This is a genomic window from Streptomyces flaveolus (assembly GCF_014648815.1).
Lineage (GTDB): Bacteria > Actinomycetota > Actinomycetes > Streptomycetales > Streptomycetaceae > Streptomyces > Streptomyces flaveolus.
In genome coordinates, this window is record NZ_BMRV01000004.1 from 299,037 (window position 1) to 322,453 (window position 23,417).

Consider the following 23,417-nt stretch of genomic DNA (forward strand, 5'->3'; position numbering starts at 1 on the left):
ACGGGGCCGCTAACCTTACGTGTCCGTCCTGGCCAGGGATTGACGGGCATCAACTCACGCGAAGGGTTGCGCACATGGGCATTCTCACTCTCCTGCGGAACGCGTTCGGCCGGTCACGCAAAGCACGGGCCGCCCAGGCGGAGGGTGCGGCGCAGGAGACGGCGGCACCGGCCGCCGCTCCGGAGCCGAAGCTCCCGTCCCAGCCCACCGCACCCGAGGAGCCGACCGAGGCGACCGCCCAGGTCCCGGAGCCCCGCACGGAAACCGACGAACACGAACTCGTCAAGGCCGCGTTCGCCAACATCACGGTCCCCAAACCGTCCCACTCCCCGGACGCCACCCTCCCGACCCCGGAAACCGACCCCCAACCCGAGCCCGGCGCCCAGCCCGAGGCCGAGGCCAAGTTCGAGGCAGAGCCGGACCCCAAGGCCAAGCCGGAGGCCGAGCCCACCCCTGAGCCCAAGGCCGAGCCGGAAGGCAAGCCCGAGGCCAAGGCCGAGCCGGAGCCGGAGACCGAGCCCACGTCTGAGCCCAAGGCCCAGACCGAGGTGGAGGGCGAGGCCGAGACCAAGCCCGAGCTTGAGGCCGAGCCGACCCCTGAGCCCGAGGCCGAGCCGGAGGCCGAGGCCGAGCCGGAGGCCGAGGCCGAGCCGGAGGCCGAGGCCGAGCCGGAGGCCGAGGCCGAGCCGAAGCCGGAGCCTGAGCCCGAGCCCGAGGCCGAGACTGAGCCGCAGGCCGCTACCCCCGAACCGGCAGCCGCCGACGGCGAGGACGCCCCACAGGGGCCACCCGCACCCGACAACGAAACCCGCACGGGTGGTGCGGGTGGGAACACCGAGGCCGAAGGCGAAGCCGAGGCCCCCGAACCCGCGGCCGCCGACGTCGAGGACACACCCGACACCCAGGCCGAGACCGAAACCGAGGCCGAAGCCGAGACCGAGACCGAGAAGGCCCCGCAGGGCCCCGCTCCCAAACCCGCCACCCCCGCGGCGCGCCTCCGCTCCCGCGCCCCCGCCCTCACCACCGCCTACAAGGCCGCCGGCACCGCCCTGAAGAAGCACACCCTCACCGGCACCCGCGCCAAGGTCTACCTCGTCCTCGACCGCTCCGCCTCCATGCGCCCGTACTACAAGGACGGCTCCGCCCAGGCCCTCGCCGAGCAGACCCTCGCCCTCGCCGCCCACCTCGACCCCGAGCCCACCCTCCACGTCACGTTCTTCTCCACGGAGGTCGACGGCACCGGCGAGCTGACCCTCACCGACCACGAGAACAAGATCGACGAGCTGCACGGCGCCCTCGGCCGCATGGGCCGTACCAGCTACCACGCCGCCGTCGAGGCCGTCCTCGCCCAGCACGACAAGGAGGCCCCGGGCACACCCGCCCTGGTCGTCTTCCAGACCGACGGCGCCCCGGACGCCAAGACCCCGGCCACCCAGGCCCTCACGGACGCGGCCGCGAACCACCCGAACGTCCACTTCTCCTTCGTCGCCTTCGGCGACCCGGAGAACAAGGCGTTCGACTACCTCCGCAAGCTCAAGACGCCGAACACCTCCCACTTCCTCGCCGGCGAGACCCCCAAGGAGCTCACCGACAAGGAGCTGTACGAGGGCGTGCTGGCCGACTGGCGCCCGTAACCGCCACGCGCCCCACGCGCGCACCCCACGCACGCACCCCACCGCACGGATCCACCGGGGGGTGGACCGGGAGAGCACCCGTCCACCCCCCGAAACACCTGTGAGCCGATCTCCGCGGGACCAGTAGGATTTCGACCATGGCGGCCACTGGAACCGAGAAGCAGGGTGGCAAGGCGTTCTACGTCAGCACCCCCATCTACTACGTAAACGACGCTCCTCACCTGGGCCACGCCTATACGACCGTCGCAGGCGACGTGCTCACCCGCTGGCACCGCCAGCGCGGCGAGAAGGTGTGGTACCTCACCGGCACGGACGAGCACGGTCAGAAGATCATGCGCACCGCGGAGGCGAACGGCGTCAGCCCGCAGCAGTGGGCCGACAAGCTCGTCACCGAGGCGTGGGAGCCTCTCTGGGAGCACCTGGAGATCGCGAACGACGACTTCATCCGCACCACGCAGAAGCGGCACACCGACCGCGTCCAGGAGTTCGTGCAGGACCTGTACGACAAGGGCGAGATCTACAAGGGCGGCTACGAGGGCCCGTACTGCGTGGGCTGCGAGGAGTACAAGCTCCCCGGCGAGCTGCTCGACGGCGAGGGCGAGTACGCGGGCCAGAAGCTGTGCCCGATCCACAAGAAGCCGGTGGAGATCCTCAGCGAGGAGAACTACTTCTTCAAGCTGAGCGAGTACAGCGAGAAGCTGCTCGCCCACTACGAGGCCAACCCGGGCTTCATCCAGCCCGAGTCCGCGCGCAACGAGGTCGTGAACTTCGTCCGCCAGGGCCTCCAGGACCTCTCCATCTCCCGCTCGACGTTCGACTGGGGCGTGCCGGTCCCCTGGGACGACAAGCACGTCATCTACGTGTGGGTCGACGCCCTGCTGAACTACGCCACGGCGGTCGGCTACAACGAGAACCCGGAGAAGTTCGAGTCGACGTTCCCCGCCGACGTGCACCTGGTCGGCAAGGACATCCTCCGCTTCCACGCGATCATCTGGCCGGCGATGCTGATGGCGCAGGGCCTCCCCCTGCCGGGGAAGATCGCCGCGAACGGCTGGCTGATGGTCGGCGGCGAGAAGATGTCGAAGTCCAACCTGACCGGCATCAAGCCGCAGGACCTGACCTCGCACTTCGGCGTGGACGCGTACCGCTGGTACTTCCTGCGCGCGATCGCGTTCGGCCAGGACGGCTCGTTCTCCTGGGAGGACTTCTCCGCCCGCTACACCAGCGAGCTGGCCAACGACTACGGCAACCTCGCCTCCCGCGTCGCGGCCATGGTCGGCAAGTACTTCGGCGGCACGCTGCCGGGGGCGACGGCCGACGGGGAGGCCGAGAAGGCGGTCCAGGACGGCCTGGCCAAGGCCGTCGCGCTCGCCGACCGGAAGATCGGCGAGGAGCTGGACTTCCAGGGCGGCATCCTGGCCGTCTTCGACTTCGTCAAGCAGGTCAACGGCTACATCACCGAGCAGGAGCCCTGGAAGGTCGCCAAGGACGACTCGCCGGAGGGCAAGGCCCGCCTGGCGACGATCCTCTACACGGCCGCGGAGTCCCTGCGCGCGGTGGCGGTCCTCCTCAACCCGGTCATGCCGGAGACGTCCCAGAAGCTGTGGGACTCCCTCGGCGCGGAGGCCTCCCTCGGCGGCCTCGCGGACCAGAAGGTCCAGGAGGCGGCGGACTGGGGCCGACTGCCGGCCGGTTCGACGGTCACCAAGGGCGCGGTGCTCTTCCCGCGTCTTGAGGAGAAGCCGACCGCGTAACGCGTGTGCCACAAGCGAGGGGCCGGGGAGGAAAGGATCTTCTCCCCGGCCCCTCGCTCTGCGAAGATCCCGTGAAGACGGCCGTCCGGCCGTCGCCACTCACGTGGGGGGATCCATCCATGGCACTGTTCGGCAACGCGCACAGCATCGACCCGGCCCAGGCGCAGCAGGAGTACGCGCGTCTGCTCGGCCAGGGGGAGCAGGTGCACGCCGCCTACCTGCTGATCCGCGACACCATCCTGTTCACGGACCGGCGCCTGATCCTGGTCGACAAGCAGGGCATCACCGGCAAGAAGACCGAGTACCACTCCATCCCGTACCGCAGCATCACCCACTTCGCGGTGGAGACGGCCGGCACCTTCGACCTCGACGCCGAGCTGAAGATCTGGCTCTCCGGCAGCGCGGCCCCGATCCAGAAGACCTTCACCAAGGGCGTCGACATCTACGAGGTCCAGGCGATCCTGACCCAGTTCGTGGCCCGGTAACGGCACACCGCAACAGCACAGGGGCCCGGCATCGGTGCGATGCCGGGCCCCTGTGGTGCGACCGTCTACTTCGGCTGCGGCTTGCGCACCGAGAGGTGCAGTTCGCGCAGGCGGGTCTCGTCCAGCTCGGTCGGGGCACCCATCATCAGGTCCTGGGCGTTGCCGTTGAGCGGGAAGGCGATCGTCTCGCGGATGTTCGGCTCGTCCGCGAGGAGCATCACGATGCGGTCGACGCCCGGGGCGATGCCGCCGTGCGGCGGGGCGCCGAAGCGGAACGCGCGCAGCATGCCGGCGAACTTGTCCTCGACCGTCTCACGGTCGTATCCCGCGATCTCGAACGCCTTGAGCATGATCTCCGGCTCGTGGTTCCGGATCGCGCCCGAGGACAGCTCGACGCCGTTGCAGACGATGTCGTACTGCCAGCCCAGGATGTCCAGCGGGTCCTGGGTCTCCAGGGCCTCCAGGCCGCCCTGCGGCATCGAGAACGGGTTGTGCGAGAAGTCGATCGCGCCGGTCTCCTCGTCCTTCTCGTACATCGGGAAGTCGACGATCCAGCAGAAGCGGAAGACGTCCTCCTCGAAGTGACCGGCGCGCTTGGCGGCCTCGACCCGCACCGCGCCCATGATCTTCGAGACCTCGTCGAACTCGCCCGCGCCGAAGAACACCGCGTGACCGGCGGCCAGCGACAGGCGCTTGGTCAGCTCGGCAACGTTCTCCTCGGTCAGGAACTTCGCGATCGGGCCGGACAGCGTGCCGTCCTCGCCGACGCGGACCCAGGCCAGGCCCTTGGCGCCCTGCGAGACGGCGTAGTCACCCAGCTGGTCGAAGAACTTGCGCGGCTGGCCGGAGACGTCCGGCACCGCCAGGGCCCGCACGTGCTTGCCGGCGAAGGCCTTGAACTCCGAGCCCTCGAAGATGTCGGTGATGTCGACGAGCTCCAGCTTGGCCCGCAGGTCCGGCTTGTCGGAGCCGTACTTCAGCATCGCCTCGCGGAACGGGATCCGCGGGAACGGCGACGTCACGTGCCGGCCGTTGCCGAACTCCTCGAACAGCTCGGTCATGAGCTTCTCGATCGGCTGGAAGACGTCCTCCTGCTCGACGAAGCTCATCTCCACGTCGAGCTGGTAGAACTCGCCCGGCGAGCGGTCCGCGCGGGCGTCCTCGTCGCGGAAGCAGGGCGCGATCTGGAAGTAGCGGTCGAAGCCGGAGATCATCAGCAGCTGCTTGAACTGCTGCGGGGCCTGCGGCAGCGCGTAGAACTTGCCGGGGTTCAGACGGGACGGGACCACGAAGTCACGGGCGCCCTCCGGGGAGGTGGCGCTCAGGATCGGCGTCGCCATCTCGTTGAAGCCCAGCGCCGTCATCTTGTGCCGGATCGCCGAGATGACCGCCGTGCGCAGCATGATGTTGCGGTGCATGCGCTCGCGGCGCAGGTCCAGGAAGCGGTACTCCAGGCGCCGCTCCTCGTTGACCCCGTCCTCGGTGTTGATGGTGAAGGGCAGCGGCTGGGCCGCGCCGAGCAGCTCGACCTCGCCCACCTCGACCTCGACCTCACCGGTGGGCAGGTCGGGGTTGATGTTCTCGGCACCGCGGGAGACGACCTTGCCGTCGACCCGGACGGTCGATTCCTTGGTCAGCTTGTCCAGCGCCTCGTACGCCTCCGTACCCGGACGGGCGACGAGCTGGGTGATGCCGTAGTGATCGCGCAGATCGATGAAGAGGATGCCGCCCAGGTCGCGCCGATTGTGCAGCCAGCCACTCAGTCGGACGTCGGTGCCGACGTCAGAGGAGCGGAGCTCGCCGCAGGTGTGGGACCTGTACCGATGCATCGTCGTTCATCCAGTCTTCGCGGATCGGGGGCTGTGTCCCACGGATCTCACGGGGCTCACCTGGTGTGGTCTCGCGGTCCGTGTTTCACGTGAAACAACCCCAGCGTACCGGGGACTCACGGCTCGGTTCCTCACCAATACCGCGGGAACGAGCGGTGGCAGCCTCCGATCACCTCTTCTTACAGTGGGGCAATGCGCACTGGCGAGCCCCTGCCCGAGGTGGGGGAGGTCCTCACCGCCCTCGCGACCGGCCTCTGGCACTGGGACACCGCCGCCGGAGAGGTCACGGTCGACGCGGAGGCCGCCCGGCTGCTCGGACTGCCGGCCCGGGGGGCCAGGCTCACCGAGGCCCAGGTGCGGGCCCGGCTGCACCCGGTGGACTGGAACGAGGTCACCGGCGTCGTCCAGCGGGCCGTCGCCGAGAACACGCTCGCCGAGGTCCGTATCCGGATCATGGACGAGCACGGCCGCAACGTCCGGGTGGTCCGCAGCCGCTCCAAACCGTCCTTCGACTCCGCGCGCAAGGCCTACGAGCTGATCGGCACGATCCAGGAGGTCGCCGAGCCGACGCCCGGCACACCCGCGGGACGCAGCGCGGTGACCGGCGACTGGCGCCGCTCGCGGGAGGCGTTCCTGCTGGACGCGGGCCGAGCGCTGGCGGAGGCGCGCTCCACCGCGGAGGTGCTGCGGGTGGCCGCGGGCCTGGCGATGCCCGGGTTCTCACCGGACGGGCTCGCGGTGTTCGGCGTGTCGGGCGACCACCTGACGGTCATCGGTCACCACGGCCAGCCGCAGAACGACATGAACCCGTTCGTGGACATGCCGCTGGAGACCGACTACCCGGCCGCCGAGGTGGTCCGCACCGGCCGTGCCGTGTACCTCTCCTCCCCCGGGCAGTACCGCGCCCGCTACCCGATCACCTGGCCGCTCGCCGAGCGCTTCGGCCGCCAGTCCTGGGCCTTCCTGCCGCTGGTCGCGGGGGGCCGCACCATGGGCGCCTGGATGGCCGCCTTCGCCTATCCCGTCGCCTTCACGCCGGACGAGCGGTCGGTGCTGACCACCGTGGCCCGGATGCTGGCGCAGGCGCTGTCGCGGGCGGGCGCCGCCGAGACCCAGCGGGAGCTGACCGACGGACTGCAGCGCACCATGCTGCCCGCGCTGGGACCGGAGATCCCCGGCATGAACATCGCCGCTCGCTACGTCCCCACCGGCGGCGGACTCCAGGTCGGCGGCGACTGGTACGACATGATCCCGCTGCCCCGGGGCCGCTTCGCCCTGGTCATCGGCGACGTCCAGGGACACGACGTACGGGCCGCCGGGCTGATGGGCCAGCTGCGCATCGCGCTGCGCGCCTACGCGTCGGAGGGCCACCGCCCCGACGCGGTGCTCTCCCGGGCCTCCCACTTCTTCCACAGCCTGGCCGACTCCGCCGAGGACCCCGCCGACCTGCGCTTCGCGACCTGCTTCTACGCGGAGGTGGACCCGGCCACCGGCATCGTGGAGAGCGCCCGGGCCGGCCACCTGGACCCCGTGGTGCGGATGGCCGACGGCACGGCGCTGATCCTCGCCACCGAGGGCGGGCTGCCGCTCGGTGTCGACCCGGACTCGGACTACCCGACCTCCCGGCTCGCCCTGGAGCCCGGCGACACCCTGATGCTCTGCACGGACGGGCTGGTCGAGACGGGCGGCCACGACCTCCAGACCGGCTGGCACCGCCTGCGGGTCGTCCTGGAGGAGCACCAGGGCGACCTGGAGGAGCTGGCCGACGCACTCGTCCAGGCGGTGCACGGGCCGTCCTCGCACCACACCACCGGCCCCCTGGCCGACCGGCGGGAGGACGACATCGCCCTGGTGCTGCTGTGCTGGCGGGACGAGAGCTGCGGCCAGGGCATGAGCACGGTCACCCGGCCCCCCGTACGGCGCACGATGCTGACGGTCGCGCAGGCCGAGCCCGAGCGGATCGCCGTCGCCCGGCAGCATCTGCGGGACCTGCTGCACGACTGGCCCGACGAGGAGCAGCGGGACGCGGCGGTCCTGCTGCTGTCCGAGGTGCTGACGAACGTCCTCGTCCACACCGACGCCAACGCGCTGCTGGTCGCCGAGGTCAGCGGGGTTGCGGGCGAGCGGCACATCCGGGTGGAGGTCACCGACAGCGGCGACGACCTGCCGCACAAGCGGCGCCCGGGGGAGATGGCGTCCTCCGGACGCGGCCTGATGCTGATCGAACTGCTCTCGGACGCCTGGGGCGTCGCCCCGCGCGGCGAGGGCAAGAGCATCTGGTTCGAGTTCTACGAATCCCCGGACGACGGGTCCGAAGACGGATCCGAGGACGGGCCGGGCGCGGCCTTCGGACTCGTGGACGTCTCCTCGGAGGCCGAGTAGCGGCCCTGGAGCTCGTGGACGATCCCGAACGCGGCGGCGGTGAGCGGAACGGCGAGGAGCATCCCCAGGATGCCCGCCACCGACGCCCCCGCGGTGAGCGCCAGCAGCACGACCGCCGGGTGCATCTGCACGGTCCGGCTCTGGACCATCGGCTGGAGCACGTGCCCCTCCAGCACCTGCACGGCCAGCACCACCCCCAGGGCCCACAGCGCGATGACGAACCCGCGGTCGGCGAGCGCGACCAGCACGGCGACGGCCCCGGAGATGAAGGCGCCGAGATAGGGGATGTAGGCGCCGACGAAGACCAGCGCGCCGAGCCCGACCGCGCCGGGCACGCGGAGCACCAGCAGCCCCACGGTGATGCAGACGGCGTCGATCAGGGCGATGAGGGTGGTGCCCCGCATGAACCCCTCGACGGCCCCGAAGGCCCGCCGCGCCATCGCCTCGGCCATGTCGGCGCTCCGCCCGGGAACGACGGAGCGCACCGTGCCGACGGCGCGGTCGGAGTCACGCAGGAAGAAGAAGACGAGCAGCAGCGCGAGGACCGCCATGGCCAGCATCTCGCCGGCCACGCTCACCCCGGTGATCACCCCGGAGGCGGCCGTACCGCCGAACTTGCCGAGCAACTCGCGCGAGTTGGAGGCGAGGTCGTCCAGGGAGGTCCCGGCCGCCCCGAAGTGATCGGCGACGCCTTGGGCCGCGTCCTTGAGCGAGGCGATGATCTGGTCGCCGGTGTCGATCAGCGCGGCGACCACGATGTACACGGCCCCGCCGACCACGGCCACGACGGCGACGCAGGTCAGCCCCGCGGCCAGGGACCGCTGCACATGCGCCTTCACCAGCCGCCGGTGCAGCGGTCTGAGCAGGGCGGTGCCGAGCAGCGCGAGCAGCGCCGGCGTCACCGCGGTGCGGAGCTCGACGCACAGCCGGATCGCGACGTAGACGACCCCGCTGGCGAGCAGGATGACGACGCACCAGGCGGCGAAACGGCGTACCGGACCGGGAAGCAGGTGCACCGCTCCAGCCGATCACGCACCGGGCGGGCTGTCCTGTGCGGACGGCCCGCCCGGGTGAGACCACGCGGCCGTACGGCCGTCAGGCGCCGGGGCCCTCGGCGGACATGCCGTGCACCGCGGGGACGGTGCCCAGCCGGCCCTTCTGGAAGTCCTCGAAGGCCTGCATCAGCTCGTCCTTGGTGTTCATGACGAACGGACCGTAGTGGGCCATGGGCTCGCGGATCGGCTGCCCGCCCAGGAGGACGACCTCGAGGTCGGGGGTGTGCGAGTCCTGCTTCTCGTCCGCGCGGACGGTCAGCGACCCTCCGGCCCCGAACACCGCCGTCTGGCCCAGGTGGATCGGACGCCGCTCGGCACCCACCGACCCGCGCCCGGCCAGCACGTACGCGAGGCCGTTGAAGTCCTCGCGCCAGGGCAGCGTGACCTCGGCGCCCGGCGCGAGCGTGGCGTGGACCATGGTGATCGGCGTGTGCGTGATGCCGGGACCCTCGTGGCCGTCCAGCTCGCCGGCGATGACGCGCAGCAGCGCGCCGCCGTCGGGGGAGGTGAGCAGCTGGACCGAGCCGCTGCGGATGTCCTGGTAGCGGGGGGCCATCATCTTGTCCTTGGCCGGGAGGTTCACCCACAGCTGGAGGCCGTGGAAGAGACCGCCGGACATGACCAGCTGCTCCGGCGGCGCCTCGATGTGCAGCAGGCCGGAGCCGGCCGTCATCCACTGGGTGTCGCCGTTGGTGATGGTGCCGCCACCGCCGTTGGAGTCCTGGTGGTCGAAGATCCCGTCGATGTACCTCCTCGGGTACGCCCACTTTAGTTGAGCGTTGAACTTCTTGCCACCCTGAACCAGGAAAACCCGGAGGGCATTCCCTCCGGGTTCCGCCGCACCCCGGCCGGACGAACGGGTCATCCGAGCGCGCGCACGACCGCCGCGGCCATCAGCCCGGCGCCCCAGGCGACCAGCGGCAGTCCGGGCACCAGCAGCAGCACCCCCGCCCCGGCGAACCAGCCCGCGGTGCCGCGTCCGACCTTGGTGGTGCGGGCCGGATCGCGCGGGTCGTAGAGGATGTCGACGCGCTCCGCGCCCCCGCCCGCGCCGGTGCGCGCGTGGCGGCGCCCCTCGGCATCGGTGTAGACGTACCGGTGGTGCCGGGTCGTCGCGCCGAACTCGTCGACGCTGACGTCCATCCCGCCCTCCAGCCGCCCCTCGGTCACGATCCCGCGCCGCCGCAGGACGTACGCCGTGCGGCCCACCCGCAGCCCGGCACCGGCCGCCTCCAGGCCGAGCCGGCCGACGACGGGGCCCAGCAGCCAGAACCAGTAGGAGGCGGCACCCGCGCCGCGGATCACGAAGAACACCAGGACGAGCACATAGCCGGCCGCCGCGACCCCCCACAGCCGGTTCCGCGGCACCGCCCACATGCTCCGGCGGCGTAAGGACAGGGACGGGGCCGTGCTCCTGCGGATCACGTCGGCACCATAAGGGCACCCCGTCGACGGAAGGAATCACTCCGCTCGTCGGCCGCCCGCGCGGCGACCGCGTCTAGCCGTACATCCGCCGCATCGCGAAATCGACCATCTGTTCGACCGCCTTGGCGTCGAAGACCATCCGGTGCTCGCCCTCCATGTCCAGGACGAAGCCGTAGCCGGTCGGCAGCAGGTCGATCACCTCCGCGCCGGTGATCACGAAGTACTTGGACTCCTTGCCCGCGTACCGGCGCAGCTCCTTGAGCGAGGTGAACATCGGGATCACCGGCTGCTGGGTGTTGTGCAGCGCCAGGAAGCCCGGGTTGTCGCCGCGCGGGCAGTAGACCTTCGAGGTGGCGAAGATCTGCTGGAAGTCCTCGGCGGCCATCTGCCCCGTGGTGAAGGCACGCACCGCGTCCGCGAGCGAGGGCGGCGACGGCTCGGGGTACAGCGGCGGCTGCTGCCCGTACCCGCCGGACATCGGCTGCTGCGGCGGCGCGTACTGCTGCTGCTGAGGACCCGCGGTCTGGTCGTAGCCGTACATGGCGCACAGCGTAACGAGTAACGAGTCACAGATGGGCGGTGCGGGGTTGCTTCTTATTACCGACGGGTAGCATCATCGGAGCTACTAGTTGGTACGTGTTTGAGTGTGCGAGGAGCCAGTGCCTCGCCGATCTATCGACGGAGCCGTCGCCATGGGGCACTACAAGCCGAATCTCCGGGACATCGAGTTCAACCTCTTCGAGGTGCTCGGCCGTGACAAGGTTTACGGCACGGGTCCGTTCGCGGAGATGGACACGGACACCGCCAAGAGCGTCCTCGAGGAGCTGACCCGCCTCTCGGAGAACGAGCTGGCGGAGTCGTTCGCGGACGCCGACCGCAACCCGCCGGTCTTCGACCCCGAGACCAACACCGCGCCGGTCCCCGCGTCCTTCAAGAAGAGCTACCAGGCCTTCATGGACTCCGAGTACTGGCGCCTCGGCCTGCCCGAGGAGATCGGCGGCACCACCTCGCCGCGCTCGCTCATCTGGGCCTACGCGGAGCTGATCCTCGGCGCCAACCCGGCCGTGTGGATGTACTCCTCCGGCCCGGCCTTCGCCGGCATCCTCTTCGAGGAGGGCAACGAGGTCCAGAAGCACATCGCCAAGATCGCCGTCGAGAAGCAGTGGGGCTCCACCATGGTGCTCACCGAGCCGGACGCCGGCTCGGACGTCGGCGCCGGCCGCACCAAGGCCGTGCAGCAGGAGGACGGCTCCTGGCACATCGAGGGCGTGAAGCGCTTCATCACGTCCGGCGAGCACGACATGTCGGAGAACATCCTCCACTACGTCCTCGCCCGCCCCGAGGGCGCCGGCCCCGGCACCAAGGGCCTGTCCCTCTTCCTCGTGCCGAAGTACGAGTTCGACTTCGAGACCGGCGAGCTGGGCGAGCGCAACGGCGTCTACGCCACCAACGTCGAGCACAAGATGGGCCTGAAGGCCTCCAACACCTGCGAGATGACCTTCGGCGACCGCCACCCCGCCAAGGGCTGGCTGATCGGCGACAAGCACGACGGCATCCGCCAGATGTTCCGCATCATCGAGTTCGCCCGCATGATGGTCGGCACGAAGGCGATCTCCACCCTCTCCACGGGCTACCTCAACGCCCTGGAGTACGCCAAGGAGCGCGTCCAGGGTCCCGACCTGGCGAACTTCATGGACAAGACGGCCCCCAAGGTCACCATCACGCACCACCCGGACGTCCGCCGCTCCCTGATGACGCAGAAGGCGTACGCCGAGGGCATGCGCGCGCTGGTGATGTACACCGCCTCCGTCCAGGACGAGATCCAGGTCAAGGAGGCGAACGGCGAGGACGCCTCGACCGAGCACGCCCTCAACGACCTGCTCCTGCCGATCGTCAAGGGCTACGGCTCGGAGAAGGCCTACGAGCAGCTCGCCCAGTCGCTCCAGACCTTCGGCGGCTCCGGGTTCCTCCAGGAGTACCCGATCGAGCAGTACATCCGCGACGCCAAGATCGACACCCTGTACGAGGGCACCACGGCGATCCAGGGCCAGGACTACTTCTTCCGGAAGATCGTCCGCAACCAGGGCGCCGCGCTGAACTCGGTCGCCGAGGACATCAAGAAGTTCCTGGCGCTCGCCACCGGTGGCGAGGAGCTGTCCGGCGCCCGCGAGCACCTGGCCAAGGCCGCCGTCGAGCTGGAGGCCATCGTCGGGCTGATGCTCACCGACCTCGCGGCCACCGAGCAGGACGTCAAGAACATCTACAAGGTGGGCCTCAACACCACCCGCCTGCTGCTCGCCTCCGGCGACGTGATCGTCGGCTACCTGCTTCTCAAGGGCGCCGCGATCGCCGCCGAGAAGCTGCCGACCGCGTCCGCCAAGGACAAGGCCTTCTACACCGGCAAGATCGCCGCGGCGAAGTTCTTCGCCGCCAACGTCCTGCCCGGCGTCACCCTGGCCCGCAAGGTCGCCCAGGGCGTCGAGCTGGACCTGATGGAGCTGGACGAGGCCGCCTTCTAAGGCCGTTCCGGACGCCCGCAAGGTTCCTTCCGGAGCCTTTCGGGCACTCTCCACAGTCCCCACACACCCTCACGAGGGCCCGCTCCCGGCAGACGGGGAGCGGGCCCTCGCACGTCGTTAAGGTGAACCCCATGAGCGCACCCTCCCGCTTCGACCGCGGCCACACCGACGACCTGATGTCCTTCCTGGCGGCCGGCCCGACGCCGTACCACGCCGTGGCGAACGCCGCCGAACGGCTGGAGAAGGCCGGTTTCCGGCAGGTCTCGGAGACGGACGCCTGGGAGGGGACGGCCGGCGGCAAGTACGTGCTGCGCGGCGGCGCGATCGTGGCCTGGTACGTCCCCGAGGGCGCCGAGCCGCACACGCCCTTCCGCATCATCGGCGCGCACACCGACTCCCCCAACCTGCGCGTGAAGCCGCGGCCCGACAGCGGTGCGCACGGCTGGCGCCAGATCGCCGTGGAGATCTACGGCGGGCCGCTGATGAACTCCTGGCTCGACCGCGACCTGGGGCTGGCCGGCCGCCTCTCCCTGCGGGACGGCTCGACCCGGCTGGTCAACGTCGACCGCCCGCTGCTGCGCGTCCCGCAGCTCGCCATCCACATGGACCGCAACGTGTCCACGGAGGGACTCAAGCTCGACAAGCAGCGCCACCTCCAGCCCGTCTGGGGCCTCGGCGACACCGTGCGCGACGGCGACCTCATCTCCTTCCTGGAGGAGGAGGCCGGTCTGGAGCCCGGCACGGTCACCGGCTGGGACCTGATGACCCACTCCGTGGAGCCCCCCGCGTACCTGGGGCGCGACCGGGAGCTGGTGGCCGGCCCCCGCATGGACAACCTGCTGTCCGTGCACGCCGGGACCGCCGCCCTGGCCGCCGTCGCCGCCTCGGGCACCGGCCTCTCCCACATCCCCGTGTTCGCCGCCTTCGACCACGAGGAGAACGGCTCCCAGTCGGACACCGGCGCGGACGGCCCGCTGCTCGGCGGCGTGCTGGAGCGCTCGGTGTTCGCGCGCGGCGGCTCGTACGAGGACCGGGCGCGGGCCTTCGCGGGCACCGTCTGTCTGTCCTCCGACACCGGCCACGCCGTCCACCCCAACTACGCGGAACGGCACGACCCGACGCACCACCCGCGCGTCAACGGCGGCCCCATCCTGAAGGTCAACGTCAACAACCGTTACGCCACGGACGGTTCGGGCCGCGCGGTCTTCGCCGCCGCCTGCGAGAAGGCGGACGTCCCCTTCCAGACCTTCGTCTCCAACAACTCCATGCCCTGCGGCACGACGATCGGCCCGATCACCGCGGCCCGGCACGGCATCCGCACGGTCGACATCGGCGTGGCCATCCTGTCGATGCACAGCGCCCGGGAGTTGTGCGGCGCCGACGACCCGCATCTGCTGGCGAACGCGCTGGTGGCGTTCCTGGAGGGCTGAGCCCGCCGTCGCGCCCCCGGCCGGAACACCCTTGTGCCGCATGGCTGTTCCAGCCGGGGGTACCCGAACGGAACCGGGTCGACCGGAAAGCCGGACCGACCGGATCTACAGGGAGGCGACACTCATGGGCCTCGGCGGGTGCATCATCCTCATCGCCGTGGGAGCCATCCTCACGTTCGCGACCGACTGGGACATGCAGGGGGTCAACCTCGACCTGGTCGGTGTCATCTTCATGATCGTCGGCCTGATCGGTGTCGCGACGTTCAGCAGCATCGCCCGGCGCCGCCGCGTCGTGATGCCGCCGACGACCCCGGTCGTCGAGGACCGGCCCCACCACCACACACGTGACGGCTACAGCGACGGCTACGGCGCCTGAGCGCGCCGGCGGCGGGCCGCGCTCAGCCTGTCGGCCTACCGTCCGCGTCCCGGAGCGTCCGGCGGGGAAGCGGTCAGTGCATGAGATTCCTCGTGTACGACCGGCTCCTCGGCTTCGGTGACGACTACTGGATCGAGGACGACAGCGGCAACAAGGTGTACCTCGTCGACGGCAAGGCCATGCGGTTGCGGGACACCTGGGAGCTGAAGGACGCCCAGGGGCGGGTGCTCATCGACATCCACCAGAAGATGTTCGCCCTGCGCGACACCATGGTGATCGAGCGGGCCGGCGAGCCGCTGGCGACCCTGAGGCGCAAACGGCTGTCGCTGCTGCGCAACCACTACCGGGTCTCCCTGGCCGACGGCACCGAACTGGATGTCAGCGGCAAGATCCTCGACCGCGAGTTCGCCATCGAGTACGACGGTGAGCTGCTGGCCGTCGTCTCCCGACGGTGGCTGACGCTCCGGGACACCTACGGCGTGGACGTGGTCCGCGACGACGCGGACCCCGCGCTGCTGATCGCGCTGACCGTGTGCGTGATCCACCTGGCGGAGAAGGAGAGGGAGAAGGGCGACGAGGGCGAGTGATCCCCCGTCCTCCCGTCACCGGCGCGGAGTCCGCAGGCCCAGCACCCGGTCCTTGAGGGCCGGGAACTGCTCCCGGGTCCGCGCCACCTTCGCCGGGTCGAACTCCACGGTGAGGACCTCCTCGTCCGCGCCGGCCTCCGCCAGCACCTCGCCCCAGGGGTCGACCACGATCGAGTGACCGGCCTGCGGCACCCCGGCGTGCGTCCCGGCCGTTCCGCAGGCGAGGACGAACGCCTGGTTCTCCACCGCCCGCGCCCGGGCCAGCAGCGTCCAGTGGGACCGCCGGCGCTCCGGCCAGCCCGCCGGAACGACGAGGGTCTCGGCACCGGCGTCGACGAGGCCGCGGAAGAGCTCGGGGAAGCGGAGGTCGTAGCAGGTCGCGACGCCCAGGGTCGTCTCCGGCAGACGGACCGTCACCAGCTCGCTCCCCGCACCCATCAGCACGGCCTCGCCCTTGTCGAAGCCGAAGCGGTGGATCTTGCGGTAGGCGGCGGCCAGGTCGCCGGCGGGGGAGAGGACGAGGGAGGTGTTGTAGAGCTCTCCGTCGGGGCCGCGCTCGGGGACGGACCCCGCGTGCAGCCACACCCCCGCGTCGCTCGCCGCCTTGGCCATCGCCTCGTACGTCGGCCCCTGGAGCGGCTCGGCCCGCGCGCCGAACTCCTCGAAGGCGAACGCACCCGTGGTCCACAGTTCCGGCAGCACGACGAGGTCGGCGCCCGCCTGGTCCCGGACCAGCGACGCCGCGCGCAGGCGGCGCGCTTCGACGGATTCGTCCTCGTTCACGGCGATTTGGATCAAAGAGGCGCGCACACTACCACCGTCCTGGCATTCGAGCCGTCCACTCGGGCCTACGATCGTCACACGAAAGCACTGCCGGGGTGCCGCACAGCAGCGTAACTTGGGGGTCCCCCTGGTTCGAGCGCAGCCGAGAACCGGGGGAGTTCCAAGACCGCCGACCGCAGCCACCTCCCACTGGCACCGCCGCCACAACCTGCCCGTGTACCGACCGCCGAGGGGTCCCGTTCCGTGAGTCTGCATCCCACCCTCCAGCCCTACGCCGACGCCTGGACTCACTCCATCGAGGCGATATCCGAGCTGGTCCAGCCGCTTGTGGAAGCAGAGTGGAACCGTCGCACCCCCTGCCCGGGCTGGTCGGTGCGGGACATCGTCTCGCACGTCATGGGCCTGGACTCCGAGATGCTGGGCGACCCGCGCCCCATTCACACGCTCCCGCGCGACCTGTTCCACGTCACCAACGACCAGCAGCGCTACATGGAGATGCAGGTCGACGTCCGCCGTCACCACACGGCGCCCGAGATCACCTCCGAGCTCGAGTACATGATCATCCGGCGCAACCGGCAGCTGCGGAACGAGTCGCGGGACCCGGGCACGAAGGTGCGCGGTCCGATGGGTTCCGAGCTGACGCTGGAGGAGTCCATGCGCCGGCACGCGTTCGCCGTGTGGGCGCACGAGCAGGACCTGCGCACGGCCCTCGGCCGTCCCGGCAACCTCGACTCCCCCGGCGCGCTCGTCGCCCGTGACGTGCTGCTCGCGGAGCTGCCGGGCGTCGTCGCCGAGCGCGCGGACGCGCCGCGCAGCTCGGCGGTCGTCTTCGACGTCCACGGCCCCGTCGAGTTCCTGCGCACGATCCGCGTCGACATCCAGGGCCGCGGCACCCTGGAGACGGCCCCCGCCCTCGGCCCGGCCGCCGCCCTCACCCTCGACTGGGAGACGTACGTCCGCCTGGCCTGCGGCCGGGTGACACCGGAGGCGGTCGCGGACCGCATCAAGACGGAGGGCGACCCGGACCTGACGACGGCGATCCTCAGGAACTTCACGGTGACGCAGTAACGCCGGTGCTGAGGCAGCGGGGGCCTGGGGGCGGCAGCCCCCAGCACGGCCCGCACCCACGCCGGGTGCCTACACCGGCACGTGCACCGTCTCCACCCGGCTGGCCACCAACCGCTCCCGCTCCCTGCGCGCCGCCCGCTTCCGCAACCGGAGGATCTGCGTGACACCCAGCGCCTGCAGCACGAAGACCGACGAGAACGCCACGGCGTAGTCGTCCCCGGTCGCGTCCAGCAGCACCCCGATCGCGAACAGCGTGGTCATCGACGCCACGAAGCCCCCCATGTTCGTGATCCCGGACGCCGTCCCCTGCCGCTCCGGCGGATTCGCCGGCCGCGCGAAGTCGAAGCCGATCATCGACGCCGGCCCGCACGCGCCGAGCACCGTGCACAGCACGACCAGCAGCCACATCGGCGCGTGCTCGGCCGGGTAGGCCAGCGTGGTCGCCCACAGGGCCGCCGTCGCGCCCACGGTGCCGAGCGCCAGCGGCAGCCGTGCCGCGTGGTGCCGGGCGATGATCTGGCCGTAGACCAGGCCGACCGTCATGTTGGACAGCACCACGAGGGTGAGCAGCCCGCCGGCCGTGCCCCGGGACAGCCCCTGGGCCTCCACGAGGAACGGCATGCCCCACAGCAGCAGGAACACCATCGCCGGGAACTGGGTGGTGAAGTGCACCCACAGCCCCAGCCGGGTGCCCGGCTCCCGCCAGGAGGCGGCGATCTGCCGTCGTACGTACGCGGCCCCCTGGTGCGGCACCGGAGCCGGCTCGTGACCCTCGGGGTGGTCCTTCAGGAAGAGCACCAGCAGGACGAGGACGACCACGCCGGCGAGCGCGCTGCCCGCGAAGGCCGCCGTCCAGCCGATGCCGTGCAGCAGGCGGGCCAGGACCAGCGTGGAGACCAGGTTGCCCGCCATGCCGACCAGTCCGGCGAGCTGGGCGACCATCGGCCCGCGCCGGGCCGGGAACCAGCGGGTGCCGAGCCGCAGCACGCTGATGAACGTCATCGCGTCGCCGCAGCCGAGCAGCGCCCGCGACGCCAGCGCGGTGCCGTACGTCGGTGAGAAGGCGAAGCCCAGCTGCCCCACCGTGAACAGGACGACGCCGATCCCGAGCACCCGCTTCGTGCCCAGCCGGTCGACCAGCAGGCCCACGGGTATCTGCATGCCGGCGTAGACCAGCAGCTGGAGGATGGAGAAGGTGGACAGGGCGGAGGCGTTGACGTGGAAGCGGTCGGCCGCGTCGAGGCCGGCCACGCCCAGGGACGTGCGGAAGATGACGGCGACGAAGTAGACGGCGACGCCGATGCTCCAGACGGCGATCGCGCGCCGCCCTCCGGGCGGGTCACCCGGCAGGGTGTTCTTGCCCAGTGCGGCGGAACTCATCGGACATCACCCCGCGCCAGGTGCGAGAACCAGCCCACGTGCCGGTGGACCACGCCGACGGCCGCCTCCGCGTCCCCGGCACGCAGCGCGTCGAGGATCTCCTCGTGCTCGGCGAGCGTCTTGGCGATCCGGTCGGGGTGGGAGTGCATGACGGCGACGCCCATGCGCAACTGGCGGTCACGGAGCTGGTCGTAGAGACGGGAGAGGATCTCGTTGCCGCCGCTGCGGACGATCTCGGCGTGGAAGCAGCGGTCGGTGACGGAGGCGGCGGCGAGATCGCCGGCGGCGGCCTGCTCGTGCTGGCGGGCGAGCAGTTCCTCCAGTCGCTCGATGAGTCCGGGCGGGGCGGGTACGGCCTTGCGCGCCGCGTGCTCCTCGACCAGCAGCCGGGTCTCCACCACGTCCGCGATCTCCTGGGCGGAGACCGGCAGGACCAGTGCGCCCTTCTTCGGGTAGAGCCGGATGAGCCCCTCGACCTCGAGCCGGAGCAGCGCCTCCCGCACCGGGGTGCGCGAGACGCCCACGGCCTCGGCGAGTTCGCCCTCGGTGAGCAGGGTCCCGCCCTCGTAGCGGCGCTCGAGGACGGCCTGCTTGACGTGGGCGTACACGCGGTCGGCGGCGGGGGGTTGCTTCACGGCCATGGTCATGCCCACAGGATAGATACAACAGGGACGCAAGAGGGGCCCCGTCCAGCATCCGGACGCGCATCCACCCATCAGGGGGAAGCTCCCGCATCCAGCACAACCGTCCGTGCTATTCACGTGTCCCACAGGCGCGGCCCATGCTGGACCGACCACAACTGGGCCACACCACTGGGGATTTCACAACAATCGGGGTATCTCACTTGATAAACGGCATTCAGGGCATCCGTCTCCGCCGAGCCGTCGCCGTCGCCATGACCGCCGGCGCCGTGCTCGCGTCCGGAGCCCTCACCACCGCACCCGCACAGGCCGCCGCGCCCGCACAGGCCGCGTCCGCCCCCGCGCGGGCCGTCGCCGTGCCCACGATCGCCGCCAAGGGCGGCTTCGTGATGAACGACGCGACCGGCACGGCCCTCTACACCAAGGCCGCGGACACCAAGCGCTCCACCGGGTCCACGACCAAGATCATGACCGCCAAGGTCGTGCTCTCCCAGCCGAATCTGAACCTGGACGCCAAGGTCACGATCCAGATGGCGTACAGCGACTACATCGTCTCGAAGAACGCCTCGTCCGCGCGCCTGATCGTCGGCGACAAGGTGACGGTCCGGCAGCTGCTGTACGGCCTGATGCTGCCGTCCGGCTGCGATGCCGCGTACGCCCTGGCCGACAAGTTCGGCACGGGCAGGACGCGGGCGGAGCGGGTCAAGTCGTTCATCGGCAAGATGAACTCCACCGCCAAGAGCCTCGGCCTGAAGAACACGCACTTCGACTCGTTCGACGGCATCGGCAACGGCACGAACTACTCGACGCCGCGCGACCTGACGAAGCTCGCGAGCAGCGCGATGAAGAACTCCACGTTCCGCACGATCGTCAAGACCAAGAAGTACACGGCGAAGACGACGACGAAGAGCGGCGGCACCCGCACGATGGCGGCGTGGACCAACACCAACACCCTGCTGAACAGTTACAGCGGCACGATCGGCGTGAAGACCGGCTCGGGTCCGGAGGCCAAGTACTGCCTGGTCTTCGCCGCGACCCGGAACGGCAGGACCATGATCGGCACGGTCCTGGCGTCCACGTCCTCGACGCAGCGCGCCACGGACGCCACGAAGCTCATGAACTACGGCTTCGCCAAGTAGGAACGACCTCCGGACAGACCGTCACCAAGGGCCCGCCGCCACCGCGGCGGGCCCTTTTCGCTGTGCCGATGAAAATAATGGTGATAGCTTTACTAGCACCATGCTGCTGAGTCTGGACAAGACCGACACCCGTCCCCTGCACGAGCAGGTCGCCGGCGCCGTCCGGCGCGCCATCGCCGAGGGGGAGTGCGGCCCCGGTGACCGCCTGCCCTCGGCGCGCGACCTCTCCGAGGCCCTGGACGTCAACGTCAACACCGTGCTGCGCGCGCTGCGCGGCCTGCGCGACGAGGGACTGCTGGAGTTCCGCCGGGGCCGGGGCGTGACCGTGGCCCCGGAGGCGCCCCGGAACGCGGATCTCCAAATCCGGGTGCGGGAGCTGGTCGCCGAGGCGGCCCGGCTGGGCTACAGCAAGGCCGATGTCATCGACATGATCAGGGGGATGCCGTGAGGGACACGAGGGTGGCGGTCAGGACGACTGCGGTGGTCTGGACGGCCGGTGTCACGGCCGTGCTCGCCGGGCTGCCGCTCCTGGCCCGGGACCGGCTGCCCGACCGGCTGGCGACCCACTGGGACCTGGACGCAGGAGCCCCGGACGGTTCGATGCCCCTGTGGGCGGCGTCCCTCTTCCCGGCGCTGCTCTGGCTGGTGACGGCGGCGTCCGCGGCCGTCCCGCTGCTGCGGAGCGGCCCGTCGGCGGCCCGTCCGTGGGCCGCCGCGGTCCTGCTGCCCCTCGGGGTGGTCCTGGGCGGCGCGCAGGCCGCCGTCGTACGGGCCAACCTGGACCGCGCCGACTGGCACGAGGCCCGGCAGCCGACCGCGTGGCTGCTCGCGCTCCTCGCCGCGGCCCTGCTCGCGTCCGTGGCGGGCTGGCTGGCCACCACCCGGCGGACGGCGGCCCGGGGGGACGGCGACGGGCGGGAGACGGACGCCCCGACGCTGGAGATCCCCGAGGGGCGTCGGCTCGTGTGGTTCTCCCGTACGGCCAACCCCTGGCTCCAACTGCTCGCGGCGGTGACCGGCCTCGTCGCCGTGGCCGCGCTCGTCGCCGTGATCGGCGGACTGGCTGCTGCGGGGGGCCTGTGGGCGCTGTTCGCGGGCTGCGCCGCCGCGTCCCTCGCCTGCGCCCTGTGCTCCTCGGTGCAGGCGCGCGTCTCGGAACGTGGTCTGGAGGTGTCCTTCGGCCCGCTCGCCTGGCCCAGACGCCGCTGGGCGCCCAGTGACATCGACACGGCTCGCGCCGAGGCCCGTCTCCCCTCCCAGGTCGGCGGCTGGGGATACCGCCTGAGCGGTCTCGGCACCACGGTGATGCTGCGTGCCGGGGACTGCCTGGTCGTACGGCCCCGGGGCCGCCGTACGGACTTCGCGGTGAGCGTCGACGACGCCGAGCGGGGTGCCGCACTGCTCAACGCGCTGCGGGCGGGCCGGCGGTAGGGACGTCCGCCATCGGCGGGGATGGACGGAACCGCGCGCCCGGTGGCGGGACGCGCGGTTCCGTCTCTCCTGCTCCTGGTGCCCTACGCCCAGGTGAGCAGCCGCTTCGGCTGTTCCAGGACCGCCGCCACGTCGGCGAGGACCTTGGAGCCCAGCTCCCCGTCGACCAGGCGGTGGTCGAAGCTCAGCGCCAGGGTCGTCACCTGGCGCGGCTTCACCTTGCCCTTGTGCACCCACGGCTGGAGCTTGATCGCGCCGACCGCGAGGATCGCGGACTCGCCGGGGTTGAGGATCGGCGTGCCGGTGTCGACGCCGAAGACGCCGACGTTGGTGATGGTCACCGTGCCGCCCTGCATGGCGGCCGGGGACGTCCTGCCCTCCCGGGCCGTCGACACCAGCTCGCCCAGCGACTCGGCCAGCTGCGGCAGGGTCTTGGCGTGGGCGTCCTTGATGTTCGGCACGATCAGGCCGCGCGGGGTCGCGGCCGCGATGCCCAGGTTCACGTAGTGCTTGACCACGATCTCCTGCGCCGCCTCGTCCCAGGAGGCGTTGATGTCCGGGTTGCGCCTGATCGCGACCAGCAGGGCCTTGGCGATCAGCAGGAGCGGGTTCACCCGCAGGCCCGTGAACTCCTTGTCCTGCTTCAGCTCCTCGACCAGCTTCATCGTCCGTGTCACGTCGACCGTCACGAACTCGGTGACGTGCGGCGCGGTGAACGCCGAGCCGACCATCGCCGCCGCGGTCGCCTTGCGCACGCCCTTGACCGGGACACGGGTCTCGCGCGCCGTGTCGTACGACACCGCGGGCGCCGGGGCCGCGGGCGCGGGCGTGGCGGCGGGTGCCGCCTCGGGCGCCTCGGCCGGTGCGGGTGCCACCGCCGCGTGCACGTCCTCGCGCGTGATGACGCCGTCCGGACCGGAGGGCACCACGGTCGCCAGGTCGACACCGAGGTCCTTGGCCAGCTTGCGCACCGGCGGCTTGGCCAGCGGGCGCTCGCGGGTGACCGGCCCGTGGCCGTTCATCTCGGCCTGGATCGCGGCCGACGCCTCCTGGGCCGGGGCCCCGGGGCTCTTGCGCGGGCGGCGGCGGGTCGAGGAGGTGGCGACTCCGTAGCCGACGAGAACCGGCTGGCGGCCCTGCGGCTTCTCCTCCTCGGCCGGTGCCGGTGCGTCCGCCACGGGCGCCTCGGCCGGTTCCGGTGCGGCCTCCTGTGCCGGAGCGGCGGCGGCCGCGCCGTCGCCGACCGCGACCGCGATGATCGACGTGCCCACGTCGACCGTGGTGCCCTCGGGGAAGTGCAGCTCGCGGACCACGCCGTCGTACGGGATGGGCAGTTCGACCGCGGCCTTGGCCGTCTCGACCTCGCACACGATCTGTCCGTCGGTGACCGTGTCACCGGGCTGGACGTACCACTTGAGAATCTCGGCCTCGGTGAGTCCCTCGCCCACGTCGGGCATCTTGAACTCGCGGACGGAACCTTCAGTCATCGTCGTCAACGC

Annotated in this window: 21 protein-coding genes; 12 read left to right on the forward strand and 9 right to left on the reverse strand. The window is 71.0% G+C overall.

Going from position 1 to position 23,417, the window contains the following annotated elements; all coding sequences use genetic code 11:
• The first annotated feature begins 74 nt into the window (after window positions 1-74).
• From IEZ05_RS12355 to IEZ05_RS12365, 3 genes are all read left to right on the forward strand, one after another.
• Window positions 75-1,634 (forward strand): VWA domain-containing protein, encoded by a 1,560-nt coding sequence (locus IEZ05_RS12355; RefSeq protein WP_189230104.1) that lies wholly within the window; start codon window positions 75-77, stop codon window positions 1,632-1,634.
• 137 nt (window positions 1,635-1,771) lie between these two features.
• Window positions 1,772-3,388 (forward strand): methionine--tRNA ligase, encoded by a 1,617-nt coding sequence (gene metG / locus IEZ05_RS12360; RefSeq protein WP_189230105.1) that lies wholly within the window; start codon window positions 1,772-1,774, stop codon window positions 3,386-3,388.
• A gap of 119 nt (window positions 3,389-3,507) precedes the next feature.
• Complete coding sequence (locus IEZ05_RS12365; RefSeq protein ID WP_189230106.1) at window positions 3,508-3,873, forward strand: PH domain-containing protein; 366 nt, start codon at window positions 3,508-3,510, stop codon at window positions 3,871-3,873.
• A 65-nt stretch (window positions 3,874-3,938) separates the two neighbouring features.
• On the opposite strand, the gene aspS is transcribed toward IEZ05_RS12365, so the two are convergent.
• Window positions 3,939-5,702 carry an aspartate--tRNA ligase gene (aspS, locus tag IEZ05_RS12370; RefSeq protein WP_189230107.1) on the reverse strand — a complete coding sequence of 588 codons (1,764 nt, stop codon included), beginning with the start codon at window positions 5,700-5,702 and terminating at the stop codon, window positions 3,939-3,941.
• 192 nt (window positions 5,703-5,894) lie between these two features.
• Between aspS and IEZ05_RS12375 the strand changes: the two genes are divergently transcribed.
• On the forward strand, window positions 5,895-8,084 hold the full coding sequence (locus IEZ05_RS12375) for a SpoIIE family protein phosphatase (RefSeq protein WP_189230108.1): 2,190 nt from the start codon (window positions 5,895-5,897) through the stop codon (window positions 8,082-8,084).
• Here IEZ05_RS12375 and IEZ05_RS12380 read toward each other — a convergent pair.
• The 4 genes from IEZ05_RS12380 to IEZ05_RS12395 form a co-directional block, all read right to left on the reverse strand.
• Entirely contained in the window at window positions 7,991-9,100 is a 1,110-nt protein-coding gene (locus IEZ05_RS12380) for an AI-2E family transporter (protein ID WP_189230109.1), read from the reverse strand. The genes IEZ05_RS12375 and IEZ05_RS12380 overlap by 94 nt on opposite strands.
• Before the next feature lie 79 nt (window positions 9,101-9,179).
• Window positions 9,180-10,004 (reverse strand): pirin family protein, encoded by an 825-nt coding sequence (locus IEZ05_RS12385; RefSeq protein WP_229869695.1) that lies wholly within the window; start codon window positions 10,002-10,004, stop codon window positions 9,180-9,182.
• On the reverse strand, window positions 10,001-10,507 hold the full coding sequence (locus tag IEZ05_RS12390) for a hypothetical protein (protein WP_189230110.1): 507 nt from the start codon (window positions 10,505-10,507) through the stop codon (window positions 10,001-10,003). Before IEZ05_RS12390 ends, IEZ05_RS12385 begins: the two co-directional genes overlap by 4 nt.
• Window positions 10,508-10,637: 130 nt before the next feature.
• Entirely contained in the window at window positions 10,638-11,105 is a 468-nt protein-coding gene (locus tag IEZ05_RS12395) for an SseB family protein (protein ID WP_189230111.1), read from the reverse strand.
• Window positions 11,106-11,256: 151 nt separating this feature from the next.
• On the opposite strand from IEZ05_RS12395, the gene IEZ05_RS12400 reads away from it, so the two are divergent.
• The 4 genes from IEZ05_RS12400 to IEZ05_RS12415 all read left to right on the forward strand — a co-directional run bounded on the left by IEZ05_RS12400 (window position 11,257) and on the right by IEZ05_RS12415 (window position 15,476).
• The gene (locus IEZ05_RS12400; RefSeq protein ID WP_189230112.1) at window positions 11,257-13,083 is read left to right on the forward strand and encodes an acyl-CoA dehydrogenase; all 1,827 of its coding nucleotides are present in this window, start codon (window positions 11,257-11,259) and stop codon (window positions 13,081-13,083) included.
• A gap of 131 nt (window positions 13,084-13,214) precedes the next feature.
• Window positions 13,215-14,513 (forward strand): M18 family aminopeptidase, encoded by a 1,299-nt coding sequence (locus IEZ05_RS12405; RefSeq protein WP_189230113.1) that lies wholly within the window; start codon window positions 13,215-13,217, stop codon window positions 14,511-14,513.
• Between the two features lie 124 nt (window positions 14,514-14,637).
• Window positions 14,638-14,889, forward strand: a complete 252-nt coding sequence (locus IEZ05_RS12410) for a DUF6458 family protein (RefSeq protein ID WP_189230114.1) — start codon at window positions 14,638-14,640, stop codon at window positions 14,887-14,889.
• A gap of 80 nt (window positions 14,890-14,969) precedes the next feature.
• Entirely contained in the window at window positions 14,970-15,476 is a 507-nt protein-coding gene (locus tag IEZ05_RS12415; RefSeq protein ID WP_189230115.1) for an LURP-one-related/scramblase family protein, read from the forward strand.
• Window positions 15,477-15,491: 15 nt separating this feature from the next.
• Here the strand turns inward: IEZ05_RS12415 and IEZ05_RS12420 are convergent, their stop codons facing one another.
• Entirely contained in the window at window positions 15,492-16,286 is a 795-nt protein-coding gene (locus IEZ05_RS12420; protein WP_189230116.1) for a carbon-nitrogen family hydrolase, read from the reverse strand.
• A gap of 216 nt (window positions 16,287-16,502) precedes the next feature.
• Here IEZ05_RS12420 and IEZ05_RS12425 point away from each other — a divergent pair, with 216 nt between their 5' ends.
• A complete protein-coding gene (locus tag IEZ05_RS12425) occupies window positions 16,503-17,327 on the forward strand; it encodes a maleylpyruvate isomerase family mycothiol-dependent enzyme (RefSeq protein ID WP_189230117.1) in 825 nt (274 codons plus the stop codon).
• Window positions 17,328-17,396: 69 nt separating this feature from the next.
• On the opposite strand, the gene IEZ05_RS12430 is transcribed toward IEZ05_RS12425, so the two are convergent.
• Together IEZ05_RS12430 and IEZ05_RS12435 are read right to left on the reverse strand one after the other, a co-directional pair.
• The gene (locus IEZ05_RS12430; RefSeq protein WP_189230118.1) at window positions 17,397-18,707 is read right to left on the reverse strand and encodes an MFS transporter; all 1,311 of its coding nucleotides are present in this window, start codon (window positions 18,705-18,707) and stop codon (window positions 17,397-17,399) included.
• Window positions 18,704-19,354, reverse strand: coding sequence for a GntR family transcriptional regulator (locus IEZ05_RS12435; RefSeq protein ID WP_189230119.1), 651 nt, complete (start codon window positions 19,352-19,354; stop codon window positions 18,704-18,706). Before IEZ05_RS12435 ends, IEZ05_RS12430 begins: the two co-directional genes overlap by 4 nt.
• 197 nt (window positions 19,355-19,551) lie before the next feature.
• On the opposite strand from IEZ05_RS12435, the gene IEZ05_RS12440 reads away from it, so the two are divergent.
• The 3 genes from IEZ05_RS12440 (at window position 19,552) to IEZ05_RS12450 (ending at window position 21,918) form a co-directional block, all read left to right on the forward strand.
• Complete coding sequence (locus IEZ05_RS12440) at window positions 19,552-20,487, forward strand: D-alanyl-D-alanine carboxypeptidase family protein (protein ID WP_189230120.1); 936 nt, start codon at window positions 19,552-19,554, stop codon at window positions 20,485-20,487.
• 100 nt (window positions 20,488-20,587) lie between these two features.
• Window positions 20,588-20,935 (forward strand): GntR family transcriptional regulator, encoded by a 348-nt coding sequence (locus IEZ05_RS12445; protein WP_189230121.1) that lies wholly within the window; start codon window positions 20,588-20,590, stop codon window positions 20,933-20,935.
• Window positions 20,932-21,918: a DUF1648 domain-containing protein gene (locus tag IEZ05_RS12450; RefSeq protein ID WP_189230122.1), complete on the forward strand. Its 987-nt coding sequence runs from the start codon at window positions 20,932-20,934 to the stop codon at window positions 21,916-21,918. Before IEZ05_RS12445 ends, IEZ05_RS12450 begins: the two co-directional genes overlap by 4 nt.
• A gap of 83 nt (window positions 21,919-22,001) precedes the next feature.
• Here the strand turns inward: IEZ05_RS12450 and IEZ05_RS12455 are convergent, their stop codons facing one another.
• Window positions 22,002-23,414, reverse strand: a complete 1,413-nt coding sequence (locus IEZ05_RS12455; protein ID WP_189230123.1) for a dihydrolipoamide acetyltransferase family protein — start codon at window positions 23,412-23,414, stop codon at window positions 22,002-22,004.
• Between the last annotated feature and the right edge of the window lie 3 nt (window positions 23,415-23,417).